This window comes from Burkholderia sp. AU4i, assembly GCF_000466765.1.
Taxonomy (GTDB): Bacteria; Pseudomonadota; Gammaproteobacteria; order Burkholderiales; family Burkholderiaceae; genus Burkholderia; species Burkholderia cepacia.
In genome coordinates, this window is record NZ_ASSI01000138.1 from 1 (window position 1) to 19,717 (window position 19,717).

At 66.8% G+C, this 19,717-nt stretch carries 20 protein-coding genes; 11 read left to right on the forward strand and 9 right to left on the reverse strand.

The features are described 5' to 3' along the window. On the forward strand, positions 1-1,545 hold a 1,545-nt coding region (ettA, locus tag L810_RS28820; protein WP_042976600.1), incomplete at its 5' end, for an energy-dependent translational throttle protein EttA. A 136-nt stretch (positions 1,546-1,681) separates the two neighbouring features. On the opposite strand, the gene L810_RS28825 is transcribed toward ettA, so the two are convergent. The 4 genes from L810_RS28825 to L810_RS28840 form a co-directional block, all read right to left on the reverse strand. Beyond that, on the reverse strand, positions 1,682-2,305 hold the full coding sequence (locus tag L810_RS28825) for an HAD family hydrolase (protein ID WP_021161781.1): 624 nt from the start codon (positions 2,303-2,305) through the stop codon (positions 1,682-1,684). Next, positions 2,302-2,853, reverse strand: coding sequence for a cysteine hydrolase family protein (locus L810_RS28830; protein WP_021161782.1), 552 nt, complete (start codon positions 2,851-2,853; stop codon positions 2,302-2,304). The genes L810_RS28825 and L810_RS28830 overlap by 4 nt, the downstream gene beginning before the upstream one ends. Before the next feature lie 77 nt (positions 2,854-2,930). Further along, complete coding sequence (locus tag L810_RS28835) at positions 2,931-4,745, reverse strand: aminopeptidase P family protein (protein ID WP_042976603.1); 1,815 nt, start codon at positions 4,743-4,745, stop codon at positions 2,931-2,933. Positions 4,746-4,763: 18 nt separating this feature from the next. After that, the gene (locus tag L810_RS28840) at positions 4,764-5,018 is read right to left on the reverse strand and encodes a hypothetical protein (RefSeq protein WP_021161784.1); all 255 of its coding nucleotides are present in this window, start codon (positions 5,016-5,018) and stop codon (positions 4,764-4,766) included. A 171-nt stretch (positions 5,019-5,189) separates the two neighbouring features. Between L810_RS28840 and L810_RS28845 the strand changes: the two genes are divergently transcribed. The 7 genes from L810_RS28845 to L810_RS28875 all read left to right on the forward strand — a co-directional run bounded on the left by L810_RS28845 (position 5,190) and on the right by L810_RS28875 (position 11,309). Continuing rightward, on the forward strand, positions 5,190-5,951 hold the full coding sequence (locus L810_RS28845) for a response regulator transcription factor (protein ID WP_021161785.1): 762 nt from the start codon (positions 5,190-5,192) through the stop codon (positions 5,949-5,951). A gap of 26 nt (positions 5,952-5,977) precedes the next feature. Beyond that, positions 5,978-7,276: a glutamyl-tRNA reductase gene (gene hemA, locus L810_RS28850; RefSeq protein ID WP_021161786.1), complete on the forward strand. Its 1,299-nt coding sequence runs from the start codon at positions 5,978-5,980 to the stop codon at positions 7,274-7,276. A gap of 93 nt (positions 7,277-7,369) precedes the next feature. Continuing rightward, positions 7,370-8,452 carry a peptide chain release factor 1 gene (prfA, locus tag L810_RS28855; protein WP_021161787.1) on the forward strand — a complete coding sequence of 361 codons (1,083 nt, stop codon included), beginning with the start codon at positions 7,370-7,372 and terminating at the stop codon, positions 8,450-8,452. A 7-nt stretch (positions 8,453-8,459) separates the two neighbouring features. Continuing rightward, the gene (gene prmC, locus L810_RS28860; protein WP_021161788.1) at positions 8,460-9,302 is read left to right on the forward strand and encodes a peptide chain release factor N(5)-glutamine methyltransferase; all 843 of its coding nucleotides are present in this window, start codon (positions 8,460-8,462) and stop codon (positions 9,300-9,302) included. A gap of 67 nt (positions 9,303-9,369) precedes the next feature. After that, a complete protein-coding gene (gene grxD, locus L810_RS28865; RefSeq protein WP_021161789.1) occupies positions 9,370-9,681 on the forward strand; it encodes a Grx4 family monothiol glutaredoxin in 312 nt (103 codons plus the stop codon). Positions 9,682-9,701: 20 nt separating this feature from the next. After that, complete coding sequence (locus L810_RS28870; protein ID WP_021161790.1) at positions 9,702-10,298, forward strand: UbiX family flavin prenyltransferase; 597 nt, start codon at positions 9,702-9,704, stop codon at positions 10,296-10,298. Positions 10,299-10,517: 219 nt separating this feature from the next. Then, positions 10,518-11,309 (forward strand): DODA-type extradiol aromatic ring-opening family dioxygenase, encoded by a 792-nt coding sequence (locus L810_RS28875; protein WP_042976606.1) that lies wholly within the window; start codon positions 10,518-10,520, stop codon positions 11,307-11,309. 111 nt (positions 11,310-11,420) lie between these two features. Here L810_RS28875 and L810_RS28880 read toward each other — a convergent pair whose 3' ends face one another. Then, positions 11,421-13,019: an APC family permease gene (locus L810_RS28880; RefSeq protein ID WP_021161792.1), complete on the reverse strand. Its 1,599-nt coding sequence runs from the start codon at positions 13,017-13,019 to the stop codon at positions 11,421-11,423. Positions 13,020-13,439: 420 nt separating this feature from the next. On the opposite strand from L810_RS28880, the gene L810_RS28885 reads away from it, so the two are divergent. Further along, positions 13,440-13,643 (forward strand): cold-shock protein, encoded by a 204-nt coding sequence (locus tag L810_RS28885; protein WP_006477070.1) that lies wholly within the window; start codon positions 13,440-13,442, stop codon positions 13,641-13,643. A 99-nt stretch (positions 13,644-13,742) separates the two neighbouring features. On the opposite strand, the gene L810_RS28890 is transcribed toward L810_RS28885, so the two are convergent. The 3 genes from L810_RS28890 to L810_RS28900 all read right to left on the reverse strand — a co-directional run bounded on the left by L810_RS28890 (position 13,743) and on the right by L810_RS28900 (position 17,234). After that, positions 13,743-14,993 (reverse strand): Hsp70 family protein, encoded by a 1,251-nt coding sequence (locus tag L810_RS28890; protein ID WP_021161794.1) that lies wholly within the window; start codon positions 14,991-14,993, stop codon positions 13,743-13,745. 186 nt (positions 14,994-15,179) lie between these two features. Further along, complete coding sequence (locus L810_RS28895; protein ID WP_021161795.1) at positions 15,180-15,785, reverse strand: nitroreductase family protein; 606 nt, start codon at positions 15,783-15,785, stop codon at positions 15,180-15,182. Positions 15,786-15,950: 165 nt separating this feature from the next. Continuing rightward, a complete protein-coding gene (locus L810_RS28900; protein WP_021161796.1) occupies positions 15,951-17,234 on the reverse strand; it encodes an MFS transporter in 1,284 nt (427 codons plus the stop codon). Between the two features lie 220 nt (positions 17,235-17,454). Between L810_RS28900 and L810_RS28905 the strand changes: the two genes are divergently transcribed. Then, positions 17,455-18,075, forward strand: coding sequence for a TetR/AcrR family transcriptional regulator (locus tag L810_RS28905; RefSeq protein ID WP_021161797.1), 621 nt, complete (start codon positions 17,455-17,457; stop codon positions 18,073-18,075). A 76-nt stretch (positions 18,076-18,151) separates the two neighbouring features. Then, complete coding sequence (locus L810_RS28910) at positions 18,152-18,724, forward strand: DUF1415 domain-containing protein (RefSeq protein WP_021161798.1); 573 nt, start codon at positions 18,152-18,154, stop codon at positions 18,722-18,724. 62 nt (positions 18,725-18,786) lie between these two features. Here the strand turns inward: L810_RS28910 and L810_RS28915 are convergent, their stop codons facing one another. Further along, positions 18,787-19,677 (reverse strand): class I SAM-dependent methyltransferase, encoded by an 891-nt coding sequence (locus L810_RS28915; protein WP_021161799.1) that lies wholly within the window; start codon positions 19,675-19,677, stop codon positions 18,787-18,789. Positions 19,678-19,717: the final 40 nt, after the last annotated feature.

Below are 19,717 nucleotides of genomic sequence, written 5' to 3' on the forward strand. Positions count from 1 at the left end.
GGCTCGGGCAAGTCGACGCTGATCCGCATCATGGCGGGTGTCGACAAGGACATCGAAGGCGAAGCCACGCCGATGCCGAACCTGAACATCGGCTATCTGCCGCAGGAACCGCAGCTCGACCCGACGAAGACCGTGCGCGAAGCCGTCGAGGAAGGCCTCGGCGACCTGTTCCAGGCCAACAAGAAGCTGGAAGAAATCTACGCGGCGTACGCCGAGCCGGACGCCGACTTCGACGCGCTCGCCGCCGAGCAGGCGAAGTACGAAGCGATCCTCGCGTCGAGCGACGGCGGCAGCCCCGAGCAGCAGCTCGAAGTGGCCGCCGACGCACTGCGCCTGCCGTCGTGGGACGCAAAGATCGAGCACCTGTCGGGCGGTGAGAAGCGCCGCGTCGCGCTGTGCAAGCTGCTGCTCGAAAAGCCCGACATGCTGCTGCTCGACGAACCGACCAACCACCTCGACGCCGAATCGGTCGACTGGCTCGAGCAGTTCCTGGTGCGCTTCCCGGGCACCGTCGTCGCGGTCACCCACGATCGCTACTTCCTCGACAACGCAGCCGAATGGATTCTCGAACTCGACCGCGGCCACGGCATTCCGTGGAAGGGCAACTACAGCAGCTGGCTCGACCAGAAGGAAGAGCGGCTGAAGCAGGAAGAAGCGTCGGAATCGGCACGCCAGAAGGCGATCAAGAAGGAACTGGAGTGGGTGCGCCAGAACCCGAAGGGCCGCCAGGCGAAGTCGAAGGCGCGTATCGCGCGCTTCGAGGAGCTGAGCAGCCAGGAATACCAGAAGCGCAACGAGACGCAGGAAATCTTCATTCCGGCCGGCGAACGCCTCGGCAATGAAGTGATCGAGTTCAAGAACGTCAGCAAGTCGTTCGGCGACCGCCTGCTGATCGACAACCTGAGCTTCAAGATCCCGGCCGGCGCGATCGTCGGCATCATCGGCCCGAACGGCGCCGGCAAGTCGACGCTGTTCAAGATGCTGACCGGCAAGGAACAGCCGGATTCGGGCGAAGTCGTGATGGGCCCGACGGTGAAGCTCGCGTACGTCGACCAGAGCCGCGACGCGCTCGACGGTTCGAAGACGGTGTTCGAGGAAATCTCGGGCGGCGCCGACGTGCTGACGGTCGGCAAGTACGAAACGCCGTCGCGCGCGTACATCGGCCGCTTCAACTTCAAGGGCGGCGACCAGCAGAAGATCGTCGGCAACCTGTCCGGCGGTGAACGCGGCCGCCTGCACCTCGCGAAGACGCTGATCTCGGGCGGCAACGTGCTGCTGCTGGACGAACCGTCGAACGACCTCGACGTCGAAACGCTGCGCGCGCTGGAAGACGCGCTGCTCGAATTCGCGGGCTCGGTGATGGTGATCTCGCACGATCGCTGGTTCCTCGACCGGATCGCGACGCACATCCTAGCATTCGAAGGCGATTCGCAGGTCACGTTCTTCGACGGCAACTACCAGGAATACGAAGCCGACAAGCGTGCGCGCCTCGGCGAGGAAGCCGCGAAGCCGAAGCGTCTGCGCTACAAGCCGATCAGCCGCTGAGCGGCGCGGCCCCGGCGCCCGGCACTGCGGCAACGCAGGAACGGGCGCCGAGGCTGGTCTCGCTCCGGAAGCGGAACAACAAAAAACGGGCCGCTGGCCCGTTTTTTTATCCGGCGGCTGGCTGCCCGCTTGCCGCTTACGCCAGCGCGCCCAGGTCGCGCAGCCGTGCCTCGGTCGCCGCCGCACTCGTGTGATGAATGCCGTGCCAGCCGAGCGCCGTCGCGGCCGCGGCGTTCTTCGCGTTGTCGTCGATGAACACGAGTTCGTGCGGCGCGATGCCCGGCAAGTGCGGCTCGATCCGCGCATGCATCTCGCGGTAGATCGCCGGATCGGGTTTCACGAGCTTCACACGGCCCGACACGACGATGTCCCTGAAACGCCGCAGCACCGGGAAGTTGTCCCACGCATACGGAAACGTCTGCGCGGACCAGTTCGTCAGCCCGAACAGCGGCATCCCCTGCGCGTCGAGCCGGTCGACGAGCGCGGCGCCTTCGTCGAGCACGCCGCCGATCATCTCGTGCCAGCGCGCATAGAACGCGCGGATCAGCCCCTCGTGCGCCGGAAACTTCGCGACGAGTTCGGCCGTCCCCTCTTCGATCGTCTGCCCGCCGTCCTGGCGGACCACCCAGTCCATCGTGCACACATGCGTGAAGAACCAGCGACGCTCGGCGTCGTCGGGAATCAGTTCCCGGTAAAGGTACTCGGGGCTCCAGTCGATCAGCACGCCGCCGAAATCGAATACCACGGCCTTGATCGTCATGCGAACTCCGTCGCAAGGACGTCCGCGAGCGGGCGCGGCGTCACCGGGTTGCCCGACAGCGAATTGTTTTCCCATACGAAGTGATGATGCGCGACGATCTGCGCGGCCGACAGGTGCGTGCGCTCGTTCGTGGTGTGCAGGTCGGACACGACGGTCGTCCGGTAGCCGAGCAGCGCTGCGCGGCGCGCGGCCGAATCGACGCAGAACTCGGTCGCATAACCGCAGATCAGCACCGACCGAATGCCGTGGCGCTCGAGTTGCGCCGCAAGCGGCGTATCGTGAAACGAATCGCTCATCTGCTTGCGCACCCGCCAGTCGCCGTTCCCGACGACCAGCCCCGCGTGCAGCTCCCAACCCGGCGTGCCGGGCACGACGTCGTCGTCCGCGTCGCCGTCGTGCTGCACGAAGCACACGGGCGCGTTCGCCGCACGCGCCGCCGCCGTCAACCGGTTGATGCCCGACACCACGTCATCGAGCCGGTACGCGGGCCTCGCCCGCTCCACCAGCCCGCGCTGCATGTCGACCACGATCACTGCAGTGTCCGCCATTGCTTGCCCTCGTCGTTATTGTCCGGCCGTCGTTCGACCGCTATCCAATCGTTACTCGGCCGCTACCGCGCGTTGCATCAGATCGGCTGCGTGCGCGCGTCGAGCCACGCCTTCGCGTCGCCGCTCAGGTGCCGGCCGACGCGCTCGCGCACCGTTGCGTGATATGCGTTCAGCCACGCGCGTTCTTCTTCATGCAGCATCTCGATCAGCACGCAGCGCGTGTCGATCGGGCACAGCGTCAGCGTCTCGAACGCGAGGAAATCGCCGAACTCGGTCTGCCCGGCCGCGCGGTTCACGACCAGGTTCTCGATCCGGATGCCCCACTGGCCGGGACGGTACACGCCCGGCTCGATCGACGTGATCATGCCCTCTTCCATCGCCGTGTACGGCTCGGCCGGCGCGTAGTGCGAGATCACCTGCGGGCCTTCGTGCACGTTCAGGAAGTAGCCGACGCCGTGCCCCGTGCCGTGCCCGTAGTCGAGCCCGGCCGCCCACATCGGCGCGCGCGCGATCGCGTCGAGCATCGGCGAGCGGATACCGCGCGGGAATCGGGCACGCGACAGCGCCATCATCGATTTCAGCACGATCGTGAAATCGCGCCGCTGCAGGTCGCTGACGGTGCCGACCGGCACGACGCGCGTGATGTCGGTCGTACCCGTCACGTACTGGCCGCCCGAATCGATCAGCAGCAGCCCGTCGCCGGCGATCGTCGCGTGCGACTCCGGCGTCGCGCGGTAATGCGGCATCGCGCCGTTCGCGTTGAAGCCCGCGATCGTCGCGAAGCTCGGCGACACGTAGCCGGGGCGTCGCGCGCGCGCGGCAGTGAGCTTCTCGTCGATCGTCAGCTCGGTGATCGTCTCGCGGTTCACGGCCTGTTCGAACCAGGTGAAGAATTCCGCGAGCGCGGCGCCGTCGTGCTCCATCGTCACGCGCACATGCTCGATCTCGGTGGATGTCTTGCGCGACTTCGCGAACGTCGACGGATTCACGGCCTCGACGAGCTTCACGCCGGCCGGCACGGCCTCGAGCGTGCCGAACGTCACGCGGCGCGGATCGATCAGCAGCGTCGCGCCGTCGGGCAGTGCCGCGAGCGCGGCGCGCGCGGCGTCGTAGGCGCGAACGTCGACGCCGTCCTGCGCGAGCGACGCGGCCAGTGCCGGCGACACCTTGCCGTCGGCGACGAACAGCGTCGCGCGATCGGCGCCGATCATTGCGTGCGCAACGAATACGGGATTGAAGTTGACGTCGGCGCCGCGCAGGTTGAACAGCCATGCGAGATCGTCGAGCGTCGAGACGAAATGCCACTGCGCGCCCTGCGCACGCATCGCGCGGCGCACTTCGGCCAGCTTGCTCGCGCGCGTCGTGTCGGCCTGCGGCGCCGCGTGCTCGAACACCGCATCGCCGGGCAGCCCCGGCCGCTCGGGCCAGATCGCGTCGAGCAGGTCGAGATCGGTGCGCAGCGCGATGCCGCGCGCGTTCAGCGCGGCCGTCAGCCCGCGTGCGGCCGCGACGCCGAGCACGGCGCCATCGACGCCGACGGTTGCACCCGCCGCCACGTTCTGCGCGAGCCAGTCGACGTGCGGCGCGCTCTGCTGCCCGCCCGTCATCTTCATCAGTTGCACGCCCGTGCCGGCCAGTTCGGCGTCGGCCTGCACCCAATAGCGGCTGTCGACCCACAGCCCCGCGAAATCCGCGGTTACGACCAGCGTGCCGACCGAGCCCGTGAAGCCGGACAGCCAGCGGCGGGCCTGCCAGCGCTCCGGCAGATACTCGGACAGATGGGGATCGGCGGACGGCACGAGATAGGCGGCCAGGTTCTCGCGGACCATCGCGCCACGCAGCAGCGCGAGACGGGCCGGCACCGGCGAGACTTCGGGAAGACGGGCATTCATGATTTCACCTGAGAGCATTCAGCGACGGGCCGACAGCGCAACCGTCACGGCTACTGCGAGGAACGCGACGCCGGTGCAGACCGGCCATTCGAGCGTCTCGCCATCGTAAAACAGTCCAGAGAGATTGCCGGCCATGCGGGCCGCGGCCGCGCCGACGATACCGGCGAGCACCGCGATCCACCACGCCGGCCGGGCCGTGCGCCGCATCGGATGCAGCCATCGGCCGAACAGCCCGACGGCCGCTCCCAGGACAAGGATTCCAAACCAGTTCATTCAACGCCTTCGATAAATTCGGATTCGTCCCATAGGCGTGAACGTTGCCAGCGGCTAGCATCGATTCATCCATCGAACCCAAGACCAGCCGGGTGCCGCGAACGTTCGAGTGTAGGGGCCGACTCGACGTTATGGCAAGCGCGCACCAGCTGCCGTATTGAAGAAATTCTCATGCGAATCGCTCTGATCGATCCGGACGCGCGCCATGCCGCGCTCCTGAACCGCCTGCTCTTTGCGGGCGGTCACGTATGCCACGCGTTTCCGTCCAGTACGGCGTTCTTCGAGTGGCTCGCCGCCAATACCTGCGACATGCTGATCACCGGCCACTGGGCCGGCGACCAGCCGGCCGAGGAAGTCATTCCGCGCGCGCAGGCAGTCCTGCCCGGGCTGCCGGCGATCGCCGTGATGCAGATGCCGCGCGAAAGCGAGATCGTATCGTGCCTGCACGCGGGCGCCGACGATTGCCTCGTGCGCCCGGTGAGCGGGCCCGAGCTGCTCGCGCGCGTCAACGCGCTGAGCCGGCGCGCCGGCGTGCGCCGGCCGCCGGCCCGCTCGCGCGAAATGTATGGCGAATACGCTTTCGACGCCACGCACTGCCTCGTTCGCTTCGGCAACGCAATCGTTTCACTCACGCCGAAGGAGTTCCGTTTTGCGCAGTTGCTGTTCGCGAACCTGTCGCGGCCCGTGTCGCGCGCCCATATTCTCGAAACGGTGTGGGCGCGCCGCCGCGACACGAAGTCGCGCACGCTCGATACCCACGCGTCCCGGCTGCGCAGCAAGCTGCACCTGCTTCCGGAGCGCGGCTACCGGCTTCTGCCGCTCTACGGCTATGGCTATCAGCTCGACCGCGTGCCGATCGAGCCCCCAAATTCCCGGCCCCGCCACGCCGATGCCCGGTATGCCGCGAGTGAGGAAATCGCTGAAACGCTATAATATGGGGCTAAACGATAGCCCTCGATATGCAACTCCTCACGATCGGAATCAATCACCACACTGCGCCTGTCGCCTTGCGCGAACGCGTGGCGTTTCCGCTCGAGCAGATCAAGCCGGCTCTCGTCACGTTCAAGAACGTGTTTCTCGGCCCCCAGGCGCCCAACACGCCCGAAGCGGCGATCCTCTCCACCTGCAACCGAACCGAACTGTATTGCGCGACCGATGATCGCGCCGCACGCGAAGGCGCGGTCCGCTGGCTGTCGGAGTATCACCGGATTCCGGTGGACGAGCTCGCACCGCACGTCTATGCGCTGCCGCAGTCGGAAGCAGTCCGGCACGCGTTCCGCGTCGCATCCGGCCTCGATTCGATGGTGCTGGGCGAAACCCAGATTCTGGGCCAGATGAAGGATGCCGTCCGCACCGCGACGGAAGCCGGTGCGCTCGGCACCTACCTGAACCAGCTGTTCCAGCGCACGTTCGCGGTGGCGAAGGAAGTGCGCGGCACGACCGAAATCGGCACGCAGTCGGTGTCGATGGCCGCCGCCGCGGTGCGCCTCGCGCAGCGGATCTTCGAAAAAGTGTCCGATCAGCGCGTGCTGTTCATCGGCGCCGGCGAGATGATCGAGCTGTGCGCGACGCACTTCGCCGCACAAGGCCCACGCGAACTCGTCGTCGCGAACCGCACGGCCGAACGCGGTCAGCGCCTGGCCGAACGCTTCAGCGGCCGCGCGATGCCGCTCTCGGATCTGCCGACCCGCATGCACGAATTCGACATCATCGTGTCGTGCACGGCGTCGACGCTGCCGATCATCGGCCTCGGCGCAGTCGAGCGCGCGGTGAAGGCACGCCGCCACCGGCCGATCTTCATGGTCGACCTCGCGGTGCCGCGCGACATCGAGCCCGAAGTCGGCAAGCTGAAGGACGTGTTCCTCTATACCGTCGACGATCTCGGCGCGATCGTGCGCGAAGGCAACGCATCGCGCCAGGCTGCGGTTGCGCAGGCCGAATCGATCATCGAAACGCGCGTGCAGAATTTCATGCAATGGCTCGACACGCGCAGCGTCGTGCCGGTGATCCGTCACATGCATACGCAGGCCGACGCGCTGCGCCGGGCCGAAGTCGAGAAAGCGCAGAAACTGCTCGCGCGCGGCGACGATCCGGCTGCCGTGCTCGAAGCACTGTCGCAAGCGCTGACCAACAAGCTGATCCACGGCCCGACGAGCGCGCTCAATCGCGTGAACGGCGCCGATCGCGATTCGCTGATCGACCTGATGCGCGGCTTCTACCAGCACGCGCCGCGCTCGAACGACCAATCCGGCCACTAGCGCCGCCCGGTCGCCCTGCCGCCGGCCGGTCGTTGTCCCGCCGCCGGCCTATCCTTTCCGAATACCCCTTGCCCGGGAGCGCCGCTCCACACCATGAAGACGAGCATGCAACGCAAGCTCGACCAGCTTTCCACACGGCTGGCCGAACTGAACGACCTGCTGAGCCGCGAAAACGTCACGGCCGACCTCGACCAGTACCGCAAGCTGACACGCGAACATGCGGAACTCGGCCCGGTCGTCGAACAGTACGCGCTGTGGCGCCAGGCGCGCAACGACGAGACGGCCGCGCAGGAGCTGCTCGGCGATCTGTCGATGCGCGACTTCGCGGAAGACGAAATCCGCAGCGCGCGCGAGAGCATGACCCGCCTCGAGACCGAGCTGCAGAAGATGCTGCTGCCGAAGGATCCGAACGACGACCGCAACATCTTCCTCGAAATCCGTGCGGGCACGGGCGGCGACGAATCCGCGCTGTTCGCCGGCGACCTGCTGCGCATGTACCTGCGCTTCGCGGAACGCCAGCGCTGGCAGGTCGAAATGATGTCGGAGAGCGCATCGGATCTCGGCGGCTACAAGGAAGTGATCGTGCGGATCGCGGGCCAGGGCGCGTATTCGCGCCTGAAGTTCGAATCGGGCGGCCATCGCGTGCAGCGCGTGCCGGCAACCGAGACGCAAGGGCGCATCCACACGTCCGCGTGCACGGTCGCGGTGATGCCGGAAGCCGACGAAATCGGCGAGGTCGAGATCAATCCGGCCGACCTGCGGATCGACACGTTCCGCGCGTCCGGCGCGGGAGGCCAGCACATCAACAAGACCGATTCGGCGGTGCGCGTCACGCACATCCCGACCGGGATCGTCGTCGAGTGCCAGGACGACCGTTCGCAGCACAAGAACAAGGATCGCGCGCTGAAGGTGCTCGCCGCGCGCATCAAGGACAAGCAGTATCACGAGCAGCACGCGAAGGAAGCCGCGACGCGCAAGAGCCTGATCGGCTCCGGCGACCGCTCGGAACGGATCCGCACGTACAACTTCCCGCAGGGCCGGATGACCGACCACCGGATCAACCTGACGCTGTACCGGCTCGAGGCGATCATGGACGGCGACCTCGACGAACTGATCAGCGCGCTGGTCAGCGAGCACCAGGCCGAACTGCTCGCGTCGCTCGGCGACGCCGACTGAGGTCACGATGCCCGACACGACCGCCGACGAACTGCTGCGCGCGTCCGCGCTCGACGCGGTCGATGCGCGCGTGCTGCTCGCGCACGCGCTTGGCTGGACCCGCACGCAACTGATCACGCGCGGCGACGCGCCGCTCGACGCGACCGCGGTCGAACGCTACCGCACGCTCGAGGCGCGCCGCATGGCCGGCGAGCCGGTCGCGCAGCTCGTCGGGATGCGCGAATTCTTCGGCCGGCCGTTCGACGTGACGCCCGACGTGCTGATCCCGCGCCCTGAAACCGAACTGCTCGTCGAAGCCGCACTCGATGCGATCGACGGGCTGCCGCATCCGGCGGTGCTCGATCTCGGCACGGGCAGCGGCGCGATTGCCGTCTCCATCGCCGCCGAGCGGCCCGACGCCCGCGTGTGGGCGCTCGACCGTTCGCCGGCCGCACTCGAGGTCGCGCAACGCAACGCAAGCAAGCTGCTCGACGCGCACCGCCCCGGCGGCCCGCTGCACTGGCTGCAGAGCGACTGGTACGCGGCGCTCGATCCTGCGCTCGCCTTCGACACGATCGTCAGCAATCCGCCGTACATCGCGCAGCACGATCCGCACCTCACGCAGGGCGACCTGCGTTTCGAGCCGCGCGGCGCACTCACCGACGATGCCGACGGCCTCAGCGCGATCCGAACGATCGTCGCGGGCGCCGGCACTTACCTGAAACCGGGCGGCACGCTCTGGATCGAGCACGGTTACGACCAGGCCGAGGCCGTGCGCGCCATACTCGCATCGCACGGCTTCGTCGCGGTCGAATCGCTCGCCGATCTGGCCGCAATCGAACGCACGACAGGCGGCCGCCTGCCGGGCTGATGCCCGGCCCGTCCGGTTGAAATCCGCTATCATTTCGATCTAACGCCCCGCAAACGCAAGGTCAGTCATGGACACCCAACAACGTATCAAGCAAATCGTCGACGAAAACCAGGTCGTGCTCTTCATGAAGGGCAACGCGCAATTCCCGATGTGCGGCTTTTCGGGCCGCGCCATCCAGGTGCTGAAGGCCTGCGGCGTCGATCAGTTCAAGACGGTCAACGTGCTCGAAGACGACGAGATCCGCCAGGGCATCAAGGAATTCTCGAACTGGCCGACCATCCCGCAGCTCTACGTGAAGGGCGAATTCATCGGCGGCTCGGACATCATGATGGAGATGTACCAGTCGGGCGAACTGCAGCAACTGTTCGCCGCCGCGTAATACGCCCCGCCCCCTTTTCGATGGCATCTCCCAGCGCGCCGCCACGCCGGCTGATCGTCGCGATCACCGGCGCCACCGGCGCGATCTACGGCGTACGGCTGCTCGACCTGCTGCGCGCCGCCGGCGGCGTCGAAACGCACCTGCTGATTTCGAACGCCGGCTGGCTCAACATCCAGCACGAACTGAAGCTGTCGAAGGCCGAAATCGAAAGCCGTGCGGACGTCGTGCACTCGGTGCGCGACGTCGGCGCGACGATCGCATCGGGGTCGTTCGCGACCGACGGGATGGTGATCGCGCCCTGCTCGATGAAGACGCTCGCGAGCGTCGCGCACGGGCTGTCCGACAACCTGATCACGCGCGCGGCCGACGTCACGTTGAAGGAGCGCCGCCGCCTCGTGCTGATGGTGCGCGAAACGCCGTTCAACCTCGCGCATCTGCGCAACATGACCGCCGTGACCGAAATGGGCGGCATCGTCTTCCCGCCGCTACCCGCGTTCTACGCGATGCCGAAGACGATCGAGGAACTCGTCGACCAGACCGTCACCCGCGTGCTCGACCTGTTCGCGCTCAGTACACCGATGACGGCGCCGTGGGCCGGCATCCGGCCGGCGCAGTAAGCCGCTCGCCGCGGCGCTTCTGTGCCGTTCTTCGCGCATCTTCGTCGATTCACCTGCCTTCCGGTCTGATTCGGCCATCTCAAGCCCCCGTCCGCCCTCGCGTTCGTGAAATTGGCCCGATTATCAACCAATACGACTCAATCAAATTCCACGCGACGGATTTATCAATGCCCGGTGCGCGCCTATAGTCACAGGCAAATCCCTTTGCAGGCCACCACCATGAACCGCTTGCCTTCGCTTTACCTGTCCCACGGCGCCCCGACGCTGCCGATCGACCCGACGCTGCCGTCCGGCGCGTTCACCCACCTTGGCGCCGAATTGCCGCGCCCGCGCGCGGTACTGATGCTGTCCGCGCACTGGGGCACGCAGCGTCCCGTTGCCAGCGTCGCCGCGCATCCCGAAACGATCCACGACTTCTACGGCTTTCCGCAGGCGCTGTACGACATCCGCTACCCGGCGCCCGGCGCGCCCGACGTCGCCGAGCGCGCGGCCGGACTGCTGAATGCGGCCGGCATCGCCACCGCGACGACCGAGCACGGCCTCGACCACGGCGCGTGGGTACCGATGCTGCTGATGTTCCCGGAAGCCGACGTGCCGGTGGCACAGCTGTCGATCCAGCCGCGCGCGGATGCGGCGCACCACTTCGCGCTCGGCCGCGCGCTGCGACCGCTGCGCGACGAAGGCGTGATGGTGATCGGCTCCGGCCAGATCACGCACAACCTGCGCGCCGCCGATTTCGGTGCGGCACCGGAAGATGCGGACCCGCGCGTCGCGGAATTCACCGACTGGTTCGAGGCGAAGCTGGCCGCGCGCGACGTCGACGCGCTGCTCGACTACCGTCGGCAGGCGCCGCATGCCGCGCTGATGCATCCGACCGACGAGCATCTGCTGCCGGTGTTCACGGCGCTCGGCGCGGCGGACGACGACTACCAGCTTGGCATCCAGTCGCTCGGTACGTACCAGCGAGTGCTCGCGATGACGAACTACGTGTTCGCGAGCGCGGCCGCCTGAGCGTCGCGCGACAACCGTCGACCGCCAATAAAAAGCCCGCCCGAGCGATGCTCGGGCGGGCTTTTTTTCCGCTGCTGGCTGCCGCCGCCGAATCCGGCGACAGGTCACGCGTCAGGCACCGACCCCCTCGAGGATCTCGTCGTGCGATTCACGCTCGTCGAGATACTGGGTCCGGTAGCCGGTATTCACGCCCCAGAAGTAGAACACCAGCGAGATTGCGGCGACGATCAGCATGTCCCAGCCGTACGGCAGCACGCCGTAACCGCCGAACTCCTTGCTGCCGATCAGCGACAGCACGGCCATCGTCGGCAGGTACGCGACCAGCCACCATGCGGCCTTCAGGTCGGCACCCCAGCCGGTCCAGCCCGACTTCGCCTGGAAGTAGAAGTACACCGGCAGTGCGACGATCATCAGCAGGATGATCTCGCCCGTCAGCGGCCACTTCGCCCAGTAGAGGATCAGCGACGCGCAGACGAACGCGAACGGCGCGATCAGCTTCATCAGCGGAATCGACAGCGGACGCTCGATGTCGGTCGCCGAGCGGCGCAGCGCCATCAGGCTGATCGGGCCGGTCAGGTACGAGATCACCGTCGCGACCGAGATCACCGCCGCGAGCGAGCTCCAGCCGCGGAAGAAGAACAGGAAGATGAACGAGACCAGCAGGTTGAACCACATCGCCTGGCGCGGCACGCCGTAGAGCGGGTGCACGTTGCCGAACATCTTCGGCATCGTGTTGTTGCGCTCCATCGCGTAGATCATGCGGGTGGTGGTCGCCATGTACGTCGTGCCGGTGCCGCTCGGGCTGACGAACGCGTCGACGTACAGCAGGATCGCGAGCCAGTTCAGGTTCAGCGCGATCGCCAGTTCGGCGAACGGCGACTTGAAGTTGAAGTGCGACCAGCCCTGCGCGACGTCAGCCGGATTCACCGAGCCGATGTACGCCATCTGCAGCAGTACGTAGATCACGAGCGCGATCAGGATCGACGTGATCACCGCGAACGGCACGCTGCGCGACGGGTTGCGCGCTTCGCCCGCGAGGTTCACCGGGCTCTGGAAGCCGTTGAACGCGAACACGATGCCGCTTGTCGCGACCGCGGTCAGCACCGCCGACCAGCCGTACGGCGCAAAGCTTGCATTGGATGCGGTGCCGAGGTTTTCCGGATGGTAGCTCGTCAGCATCAGGCCGAGGATCGTGAGGCCGGGGATCAGGAACTTGAAGATCGTGATCGTGGTGTTCGCCCGGGCAAACGCCTTCACGCCCCAGTAGTTCAGCAAGAAGTAGATGACGACCAGCACGGCCGACAACAGCAGGCCGGGTGTCGTCAGCTCGCCGTTCACGAACAGCGCATGCGCCCACGGATACGGCCACGTGCTCATGTACTGGATCGACGCTTCAGCCTCGATCGGGATCACGGATACGATCGCGATCCAGTTCGCCCACGCGCTGATGAAACCGACCAGCGAGCCATGCGAGTAGCGCGCGTAGCGCACCATGCCGCCCGACTCGGGGAACATCGCACCCAATTCCGCATACGTCAGTGCAATCGCGAGAATCACGACCGCGCCGATGATCCATGCGCAGATCGCTGCCGGACCGGCGATCTTTGCGGCCTTCCAGGCGCCGAACAGCCAGCCCGAGCCGATAATCGAACCCAGCCCCGTCAGCATCAATGCAAACGGGCCGATGTTCCGTTGAATAGAACTCTTCACATCCTCTCCTGTGTCTCAAAAAGCATGGTCGGCCCGCGGTCCGGGATCGGCTCGGACTGCACCGCGCACGCATTCTTGGGGGGACGCGTCACCCGATCAGGGCAACCCGTCCGCGCGGCGCGTAGTTTAACGGTTGCACCTCGGGCGTGGCGCCAAAATCGTTCGGCCCCTACAAAAAATTCGCATCGTTTGCAAGCTTTGTAAACCTGATCTCCGCAATAACCCTGAGTCCATGGAAATACGGTTGACCACGCGGGTGATAAGCCGTATAAAGGACTTCGCAGGATTTCAAGTGGCGAGTGAATTGGTTCTTTCGTAGTTCGCCCATCAACGGTACTCCGGTTGGTCCTATTACCCCTTCCTTGATTTTCCGCACACCATGGGCTTCGGCCCCGTTTTATCTTTTTAGGAACAAGTAACATGGCAACCGGTACCGTCAAGTGGTTCAATGACGCAAAGGGCTTCGGCTTCATCACCCCGGAAGGCGGCGGCGACGATCTGTTCGCGCACTTCTCGGAAATCCGCGTCGAAGGCTTCAAGACGCTGCAAGAAAACCAGAAGGTTGAATTCGAAGTGAAGACGGGCCCGAAGGGTCTGCAAGCTGCGAACATCCGTCCGGTCTAAGCTTGGCGCGATAATTCGTGTAAAAAAGCCCCGCTTCGGCGGGGCTTTTTGTTTTTCGGCGCCGGTCGCCCGGCATGACGGCCTTTCAGCCGCCCGCATTCAGCCGAACAATCGCTGCGCGTGAATGCCGAGCCCCGTCGCGACACTCGCGAGGCGGTCGCCGAACACCGGCTGCGCATCCGGGAATGCACCTGCGAGCGCCCCCGACAGGAATGCGAGCCCCGTCGAGCCGCCGGTGAAATACAGTGCGCCGACATCGCGCGGCGCGACACCCGCAAGCCGCACCGTCTCGCGCGCGGCATCGACGATGCGGGCGGTGTCGTCGTGGCTCGCATCGACGAGGCGCTCGGCATCGAACGCGATCTGCAGATCCTCTTCCACGTCGTTCAGGTCGATCATCGTCTCCCCGCCCGCCGCGACGCCGATCTTCGCTTCCTCCGCGCGCGCCATCAACGCATGCCCGAGCCGCTGCTCGACCACGGTCGTGAGCCGGTCGTACTGCTGCACATCGCGGTACAGGTGCTTCATCAGCTTCAGCTCGCCGAGCCGCTTCGGCGTGTAGACCGTGTTGATCAGGTGCCAGGTCGCGAGATCGAAGTAGATCTTGTTCGGCAACTCGCGCCCTTCGGGATCGAGCGAACGGTAGCCGAATGCGGGCAGGATCGCGGCCAGCTCGACACGCCGGTCGTAGTCGGTACCCGCGACGTGCACGCCGTGGTGGGCCAGCACGTCGTCCTTGCGCTCGAGCCGCGCCATCCGCTCGGGCCCGACGCGCACCAGCGAGAAGTCGGACGTGCCGCCGCCGATGTCGGCAACGAGCACGAGGCGCTCCGCCTGCTGACGCGATTCGTAGTCGAACGCGGCCGCGATCGGTTCGTACTGGAACTGAACGTCCGTGAAGCCGACCGATCGCGCGGCAGCCTCGAGCTGGTCCTGTGCAAGGCGGTCGGCGCGCGGATCGTCGTCGACGAAGAACACGGGCCGGCCGAGCACCGCACGACCGATCGGCGCAGCCGCGCGGGTTTCGGCCTTGCGCTTCAGGTGCGTCAGGAAGCGCGCGATGATGTCGGTGTACGCGATCGCGCTGCCGTCGCCGAGATCGGTCGTCGTTTCCGCGAGCGGCGAGCCGAGAATGCTCTTCATCGAGCGCATCAGCCGGCCGTCGAAACCGTCGATGTAGGAAGCCAGCGCCGCACGGCCGTATTCGACCGTCTCTTCGTCGTTGTTGAAGAAGATCGCGGTGGGCAGCGTCAGGTGGTCGCCCTCGACGGGCGCGAGGCGCATGCCATCGCCGTCGGGCAGCGCCACGGCGGAATTGGACGTGCCGAAATCGATCGCGCAGTAAGTCATGGGAAATTGCCGCAGCAGGGCCGGCGCGAAAACGGAAAGGACGGGCTTTTTAACATGAAGCCCGCGGGATCACAACCGGGGCCGGCCACCGGTACCGCGCAGCGGGCCCCGGTGGCGACGGCGCGCAGACGGGCGCGCCGGGAAGACAGGCGGACGGGATGCGCGACGCAGCCCCCTCCGGGCAGGTCAGGCCGCCGCGTCGAAGCCCTTCTTCCACGCGCCCGCATAGACGACCTCGCCGATCGCATGACGCGTGCGCGGCGCCTTCTCGCGATCGCGCAACACGGGATCGAGCTTGTCGACGTTGCCGTAGTGACCGAGCGAGATGATCGCGGGAATCGCAACGTCGGCCGGGATCGCAAACGCGTCCCGGAACGCCTTCGCGTCGAAGCCGCTCATCTGGTGGGCGGCCAGGCCCAGCGCGTGCGCCTGCAGCACCAGCGACATCGCGGCGGCGCCCGCGTCGTACAGCGCGGTCGGTGCCGGTTCCCCCTTCGGCGTGAGCGTGTGCGCGGTCACGGCGATCAACACGGGCGCCGGCGCATTCCAGCCCTGGTTGAACGGCACCAGCGTCGCGAACGCGCGCTTGAATGCGTCTTCGTCCTGCGTGCGGTCGAATACGATGAAGCGCCACGGCTGCGCGTTGTACGCAGACGGTGCCCAGCGGGCAGCCTCGAGCACCGCATGCAGATCGCCGGCGCTGACAGGTTCATCCGAATACGCGCGCGGGCTCCAGCGGCCCGCGATCAGATCGTGAATCGAAACAGTGGTGGGAGCAGGTTTGACGGACATGCGGATCCTCGCTGACATCGATGAAGGGGCGCGAACGCCTGGCGAACCGCAAGCATACCCGCTTGAGCCGATCCGCGCCCGATCCTGCCGCGCTATGCAAATCTCCGTGCGTGCAATGGCCGGCCGCCCGCCGCGCGGGCCGGCCGGACTGCCGGCTTGCCACGATCAGGCCGCCTGCGCAGCCGCGCGCGACGGGCCGCGGTTGATGCGCAGCACGATCAGCGCGCCGACGATGCAGAGCCCGCCCGAAATCATCGACGCGATCGTATAGGTGCCGAGGCTCGCGCGCAGCAGCCCCGCGCCGAGCGCCGCGAACGCCGCGCCGAGCTGGTGGCCGGCGACGATCCAGCCGAACACGACCGGCGCCGCGGCCTTGCCGAACACGTCGGTCGCGAGGCGCACGGTCGGCGGCACGGTCGCGATCCAGTCGAGCCCGTAGAACATCGCGAACAGCGGCAGCCCGAAGAAATCGATCCCGAACGCGTGCGGCAGGTAGATCAGCGACAGCCCGCGCAGCCCGTAGTACCAGAACAGCAGCACGCGATTGTCGTAGCGGTCGGACAGCCAGCCCGACAGCGTCGTGCCGAACAGGTCGAACACGCCCATCGCCGCGAGCAGCGATGCGCCCTGCACTTCCGTCATCCCGTAGTCGCTGCACATCGCGATCAGGTGCGTGCCGACGTAACCGTTGGTGCTTGCGCCGCAAATGAAGAAGCTGAAGAACAGCAGCCAGAAATCGCGCGAGCGGCTGGCCGTCAGCAGCGTACGGAACGCGACCGCGAGCGGGTTCTCCTTGGTCGCATCGGGCGCGGGCGGCGCATCGGCCGGCTCGCCGTACGGACGCAGCTGCACGTCGGCCGGCCGCTCGGGCAACAGGAACGCAACGAGCGGAATCACGATCGCGGCCGCCACCGCGACGACCAGCACGACCGGCCGCCAGCCATGGCGCTGCGCGATCGCCGCGAGCATCGGCAGGAACACGAGCTGGCCGGTGGCCGTGCTCGCGGTCAGGATCCCCATCACGAGGCCGCGCCGCGCATGGAACCAGCGCGTGACGAAGGTCGCGGACAGCGTCAGCGCGACGACACCTGTCGAGCAGCCGACCATCAGGCCCCAGATCACCACCATCTGCCAGCTCTGCGTCATCATCGACGACAGCGCGACGCCCGCGCTCATCGTCACGAGCGCGGTGAGGATGGTCGGGCGCAGCCCGAAGCGCTGCATCGCGGCGGCCGCGAACGGGCCGGTCAGGCCATACAGCGCGATGTTCACCGAGATCGCCAGCGAAATCGCCGCGCGGCTCCAGCCGAGCTCGCGTTCGAGCGGCACCATCAGCACGCTCGGCGTCGCGCGTGTGCCGGCGGCCGCCAGCAGGATCAGGAATACCACCGCCGCCGCGAGCCATCCGTAGTGGAAGCGCCCGCCGATTCGTGTCACCGCCCAGTTCATCTTCGCGTTCTCCAGTTGGCGGCGCCGGCACTTCCGCGCCCGCTCCGCCCCACCCAGCCAGGCCACCTCCGCCGCACGCTGCATCGGCTGACCCGGGCCGACGCTTGGCATTTGTCTGTCGACCCGGTCGGCATTGTTACCGACCGGTCACAAGTGTGTTGCGATCGTAGTGACCAATCGGTAACATGTCAAGCAATCCAATATGCAGTCGAGGGTCATCATGTCGGGCATCGAGATCGCCAAGCCGCCGGCGCGCCGTACGCGCCGGCCGATCGACGGCGCCACCGCGCAGGAGCACCTGCTGCGCGCCGCCGAGGAGCTGTTTTACAGGGAAGGCGTTCGGACGGTGGGCGTCGAGGCGGTCGTGGAACGCGCGGGCGTCAACAAGATGAGCCTGTATCGGCAGTTCTCGTCGAAGGACGACCTGATCCTCGCGTATCTGGAGCGGATGGATGCGTGTTTCTTCGAGCGTCTCGACACAAGCACCGCGAAGCATCCGGGCCAGCCGAAGGCGCAACTGATCCAGTATTTCGTCGACCTGGCCGAGCGCGCGACGCAGAAGGACTATCGCGGCTGCCCGTTCGTCAACGTCGCGGCGGAGTTTCCGGATGCATCGCACCCGGCGCGCGAGCGCGTCGCGCAGAACAAGGAACAGTTGATGAAGCGGCTCGTCGCGCTATGCGAAGGCGCCGGCGCGCGGCAACCGCAGGCGCTCGCCGATGCGCTCGCGCTGGTGATCGAGGGTATCTACGCGGCGAGCCAGACCTACCGGCACGGCGAAACGCCGATCGGCACCGCACCCGCGCTCGTCACGCAATTGATCGAAGCCGCGTGCGCGTGACGGGCCGCGCGCGTCCGCACCCTGCGCACCCGCTACAATGCGGCCCTCGCCGCCCTTCCGCCCGACTGGTTTCACGATGACCGACACCCGCCCCGAATCGCACGACGACATCCTCGCCGCCACGCGGCACTGGCTCGCGCGCGCGGTGATCGGGCTCAATCTGTGCCCGTTCGCGAAAAGCGTCTACGTGAAGGAACAGGTGCGCTACGCGATCAGCGAAGCGACGACGCTCGAAGACGCGCTCGCCGAACTCGAAACGGAACTGCGCGCGCTCGACGCGGCCGACCCGCAGCAGGTCGACACGACGCTATTGATCTTCCCGCATGCGTTCGCCGACTTCGTCGACTACAACGATGCGCTGTTCTTTGCCGACCGCCTGGTGCGGCAACTGCGGCTCGACGGCGTGCTGCAGATCGCGAGCTTCCATCCGCTCTACCGGTTCGAAGGCAGCGAGCCCGACGACATCGAGAACTACACGAACCGCGCGCCGTATCCGATCCTGCACCTGCTGCGCGAGAACAGCATCGCGCGCGCGGTCGACGCGTTCCCGGACGCGTCCGCGATCTACGAAAGAAATCAGGAAACACTGCGCCGCCTCGGCCACGACGGCTGGCGCGAATGGATGCGCCGGCCGGGCGACGACGTCTGACGCGGCGTGCAACGTGCGGCGTGCAACGTGCGCCGCGCCGCGTGCCGCCGCCCGCCCGTGCGTCAGCCTTCAGCCGGCTCCGCAACCTCGCCGCCCGCCGCCGCGGCTTCCGGCACGAAGAAACGTGCGTTCAGCTCGGCAAGCCCGAACATCCCCAGGATCTCGTTCAGCCGCTCGCCGGGCCGCCGACGCGGCAGGTTCTTGTACTGCGCGATGATCAGCTCGTTCTTCATCGAATGCTCCCAGCCGACCAGCTCGGTCACGCTGACCTGGTAGCCGTGCGCTTCGAGCTGCAGGCAGCGCAGCACGTTGGTGATCTGGCTGCCGAATTCGCGCGTATGCAACGGATGCCGCCACACTTCCGTCAGCGCGTTCGCGAGCGATTTGCCCTTGTTCTTGCGCAGCACGCCCGCGACTTCCGCCTGGCAGCACGGCACGAGCACGATGTGCTGCGCGCGCTTCGCGAGCGCGAAGCGGATCGCGTCGTCGGTCGCCGTGTCGCACGCATGCAGCGCGGTGACGACGTCGACCGTTTCGGGCAGCTTCGGCGACGTGATCGAATCGGCGACCGACAGGTTCAGGAACGACATGCCGCCGAACCCGAGCCGCGCGGCCAGCTCGGCCGAACGCGTGACCAGCTCCTCGCGGGTCTCGATCCCGTACACGTGCGACGCAAATGCCGCCGTGCCGTGCCCCGGCTGCTGCTTGAAGAACAGGTCGTACAGGATGAAGCCGAGATACGACTTGCCGGCGCCATGATCGACGAGCGTCACGCTGCCACGGTCGGCCTGCACGCCGGCAAGCAGCGGCTCGATGAACTGGAACAGGTGATAGACCTGTTTCAGCTTGCGGCGGCTGTCCTGGTTCAGCTTCCCGTCGCGGGTGAGGATGTGCAGTTCCTTCAGCAGCTCGACGGACTGCTCCGGGCGGATTTCGTGGGTCTTGTTCGACATCGTGATGCGGCGCCGGGCCACGGTCGGCAGACCACGGCCC

What these genes read in the sequence shown, in the direction of transcription:
- L810_RS28825 (WP_021161781.1), bottom strand. Translation starts at nt 2,305, where the DNA reads ATGACGATCAAGGCCGTGGTATTCGATTTCGGCGGCGTGCTGATCGAC.
- L810_RS28830 (WP_021161782.1), bottom strand. Translation starts at nt 2,853, where the DNA reads ATGGCGGACACTGCAGTGATCGTGGTCGACATGCAGCGCGGGCTGGTG.
- L810_RS28835 (WP_042976603.1), bottom strand. Translation starts at nt 4,745, where the DNA reads ATGAATGCCCGTCTTCCCGAAGTCTCGCCGGTGCCGGCCCGTCTCGCG.
- L810_RS28840 (WP_021161784.1), bottom strand. Translation starts at nt 5,018, where the DNA reads ATGAACTGGTTTGGAATCCTTGTCCTGGGAGCGGCCGTCGGGCTGTTC.
- L810_RS28845 (WP_021161785.1), top strand. Translation starts at nt 5,190, where the DNA reads ATGCGAATCGCTCTGATCGATCCGGACGCGCGCCATGCCGCGCTCCTG.
- hemA (WP_021161786.1), top strand. Translation starts at nt 5,978, where the DNA reads ATGCAACTCCTCACGATCGGAATCAATCACCACACTGCGCCTGTCGCC.
- prfA (WP_021161787.1), top strand. Translation starts at nt 7,370, where the DNA reads ATGAAGACGAGCATGCAACGCAAGCTCGACCAGCTTTCCACACGGCTG.
- prmC (WP_021161788.1), top strand. Translation starts at nt 8,460, where the DNA reads ATGCCCGACACGACCGCCGACGAACTGCTGCGCGCGTCCGCGCTCGAC.
- grxD (WP_021161789.1), top strand. Translation starts at nt 9,370, where the DNA reads ATGGACACCCAACAACGTATCAAGCAAATCGTCGACGAAAACCAGGTC.
- L810_RS28870 (WP_021161790.1), top strand. Translation starts at nt 9,702, where the DNA reads ATGGCATCTCCCAGCGCGCCGCCACGCCGGCTGATCGTCGCGATCACC.
- L810_RS28875 (WP_042976606.1), top strand. Translation starts at nt 10,518, where the DNA reads ATGAACCGCTTGCCTTCGCTTTACCTGTCCCACGGCGCCCCGACGCTG.
- L810_RS28885 (WP_006477070.1), top strand. Translation starts at nt 13,440, where the DNA reads ATGGCAACCGGTACCGTCAAGTGGTTCAATGACGCAAAGGGCTTCGGC.
- L810_RS28890 (WP_021161794.1), bottom strand. Translation starts at nt 14,993, where the DNA reads ATGACTTACTGCGCGATCGATTTCGGCACGTCCAATTCCGCCGTGGCG.
- L810_RS28895 (WP_021161795.1), bottom strand. Translation starts at nt 15,785, where the DNA reads ATGTCCGTCAAACCTGCTCCCACCACTGTTTCGATTCACGATCTGATC.
- L810_RS28900 (WP_021161796.1), bottom strand. Translation starts at nt 17,234, where the DNA reads ATGAACTGGGCGGTGACACGAATCGGCGGGCGCTTCCACTACGGATGG.
- L810_RS28905 (WP_021161797.1), top strand. Translation starts at nt 17,455, where the DNA reads ATGTCGGGCATCGAGATCGCCAAGCCGCCGGCGCGCCGTACGCGCCGG.
- L810_RS28910 (WP_021161798.1), top strand. Translation starts at nt 18,152, where the DNA reads ATGACCGACACCCGCCCCGAATCGCACGACGACATCCTCGCCGCCACG.
- L810_RS28915 (WP_021161799.1), bottom strand. Translation starts at nt 19,677, where the DNA reads ATGTCGAACAAGACCCACGAAATCCGCCCGGAGCAGTCCGTCGAGCTG.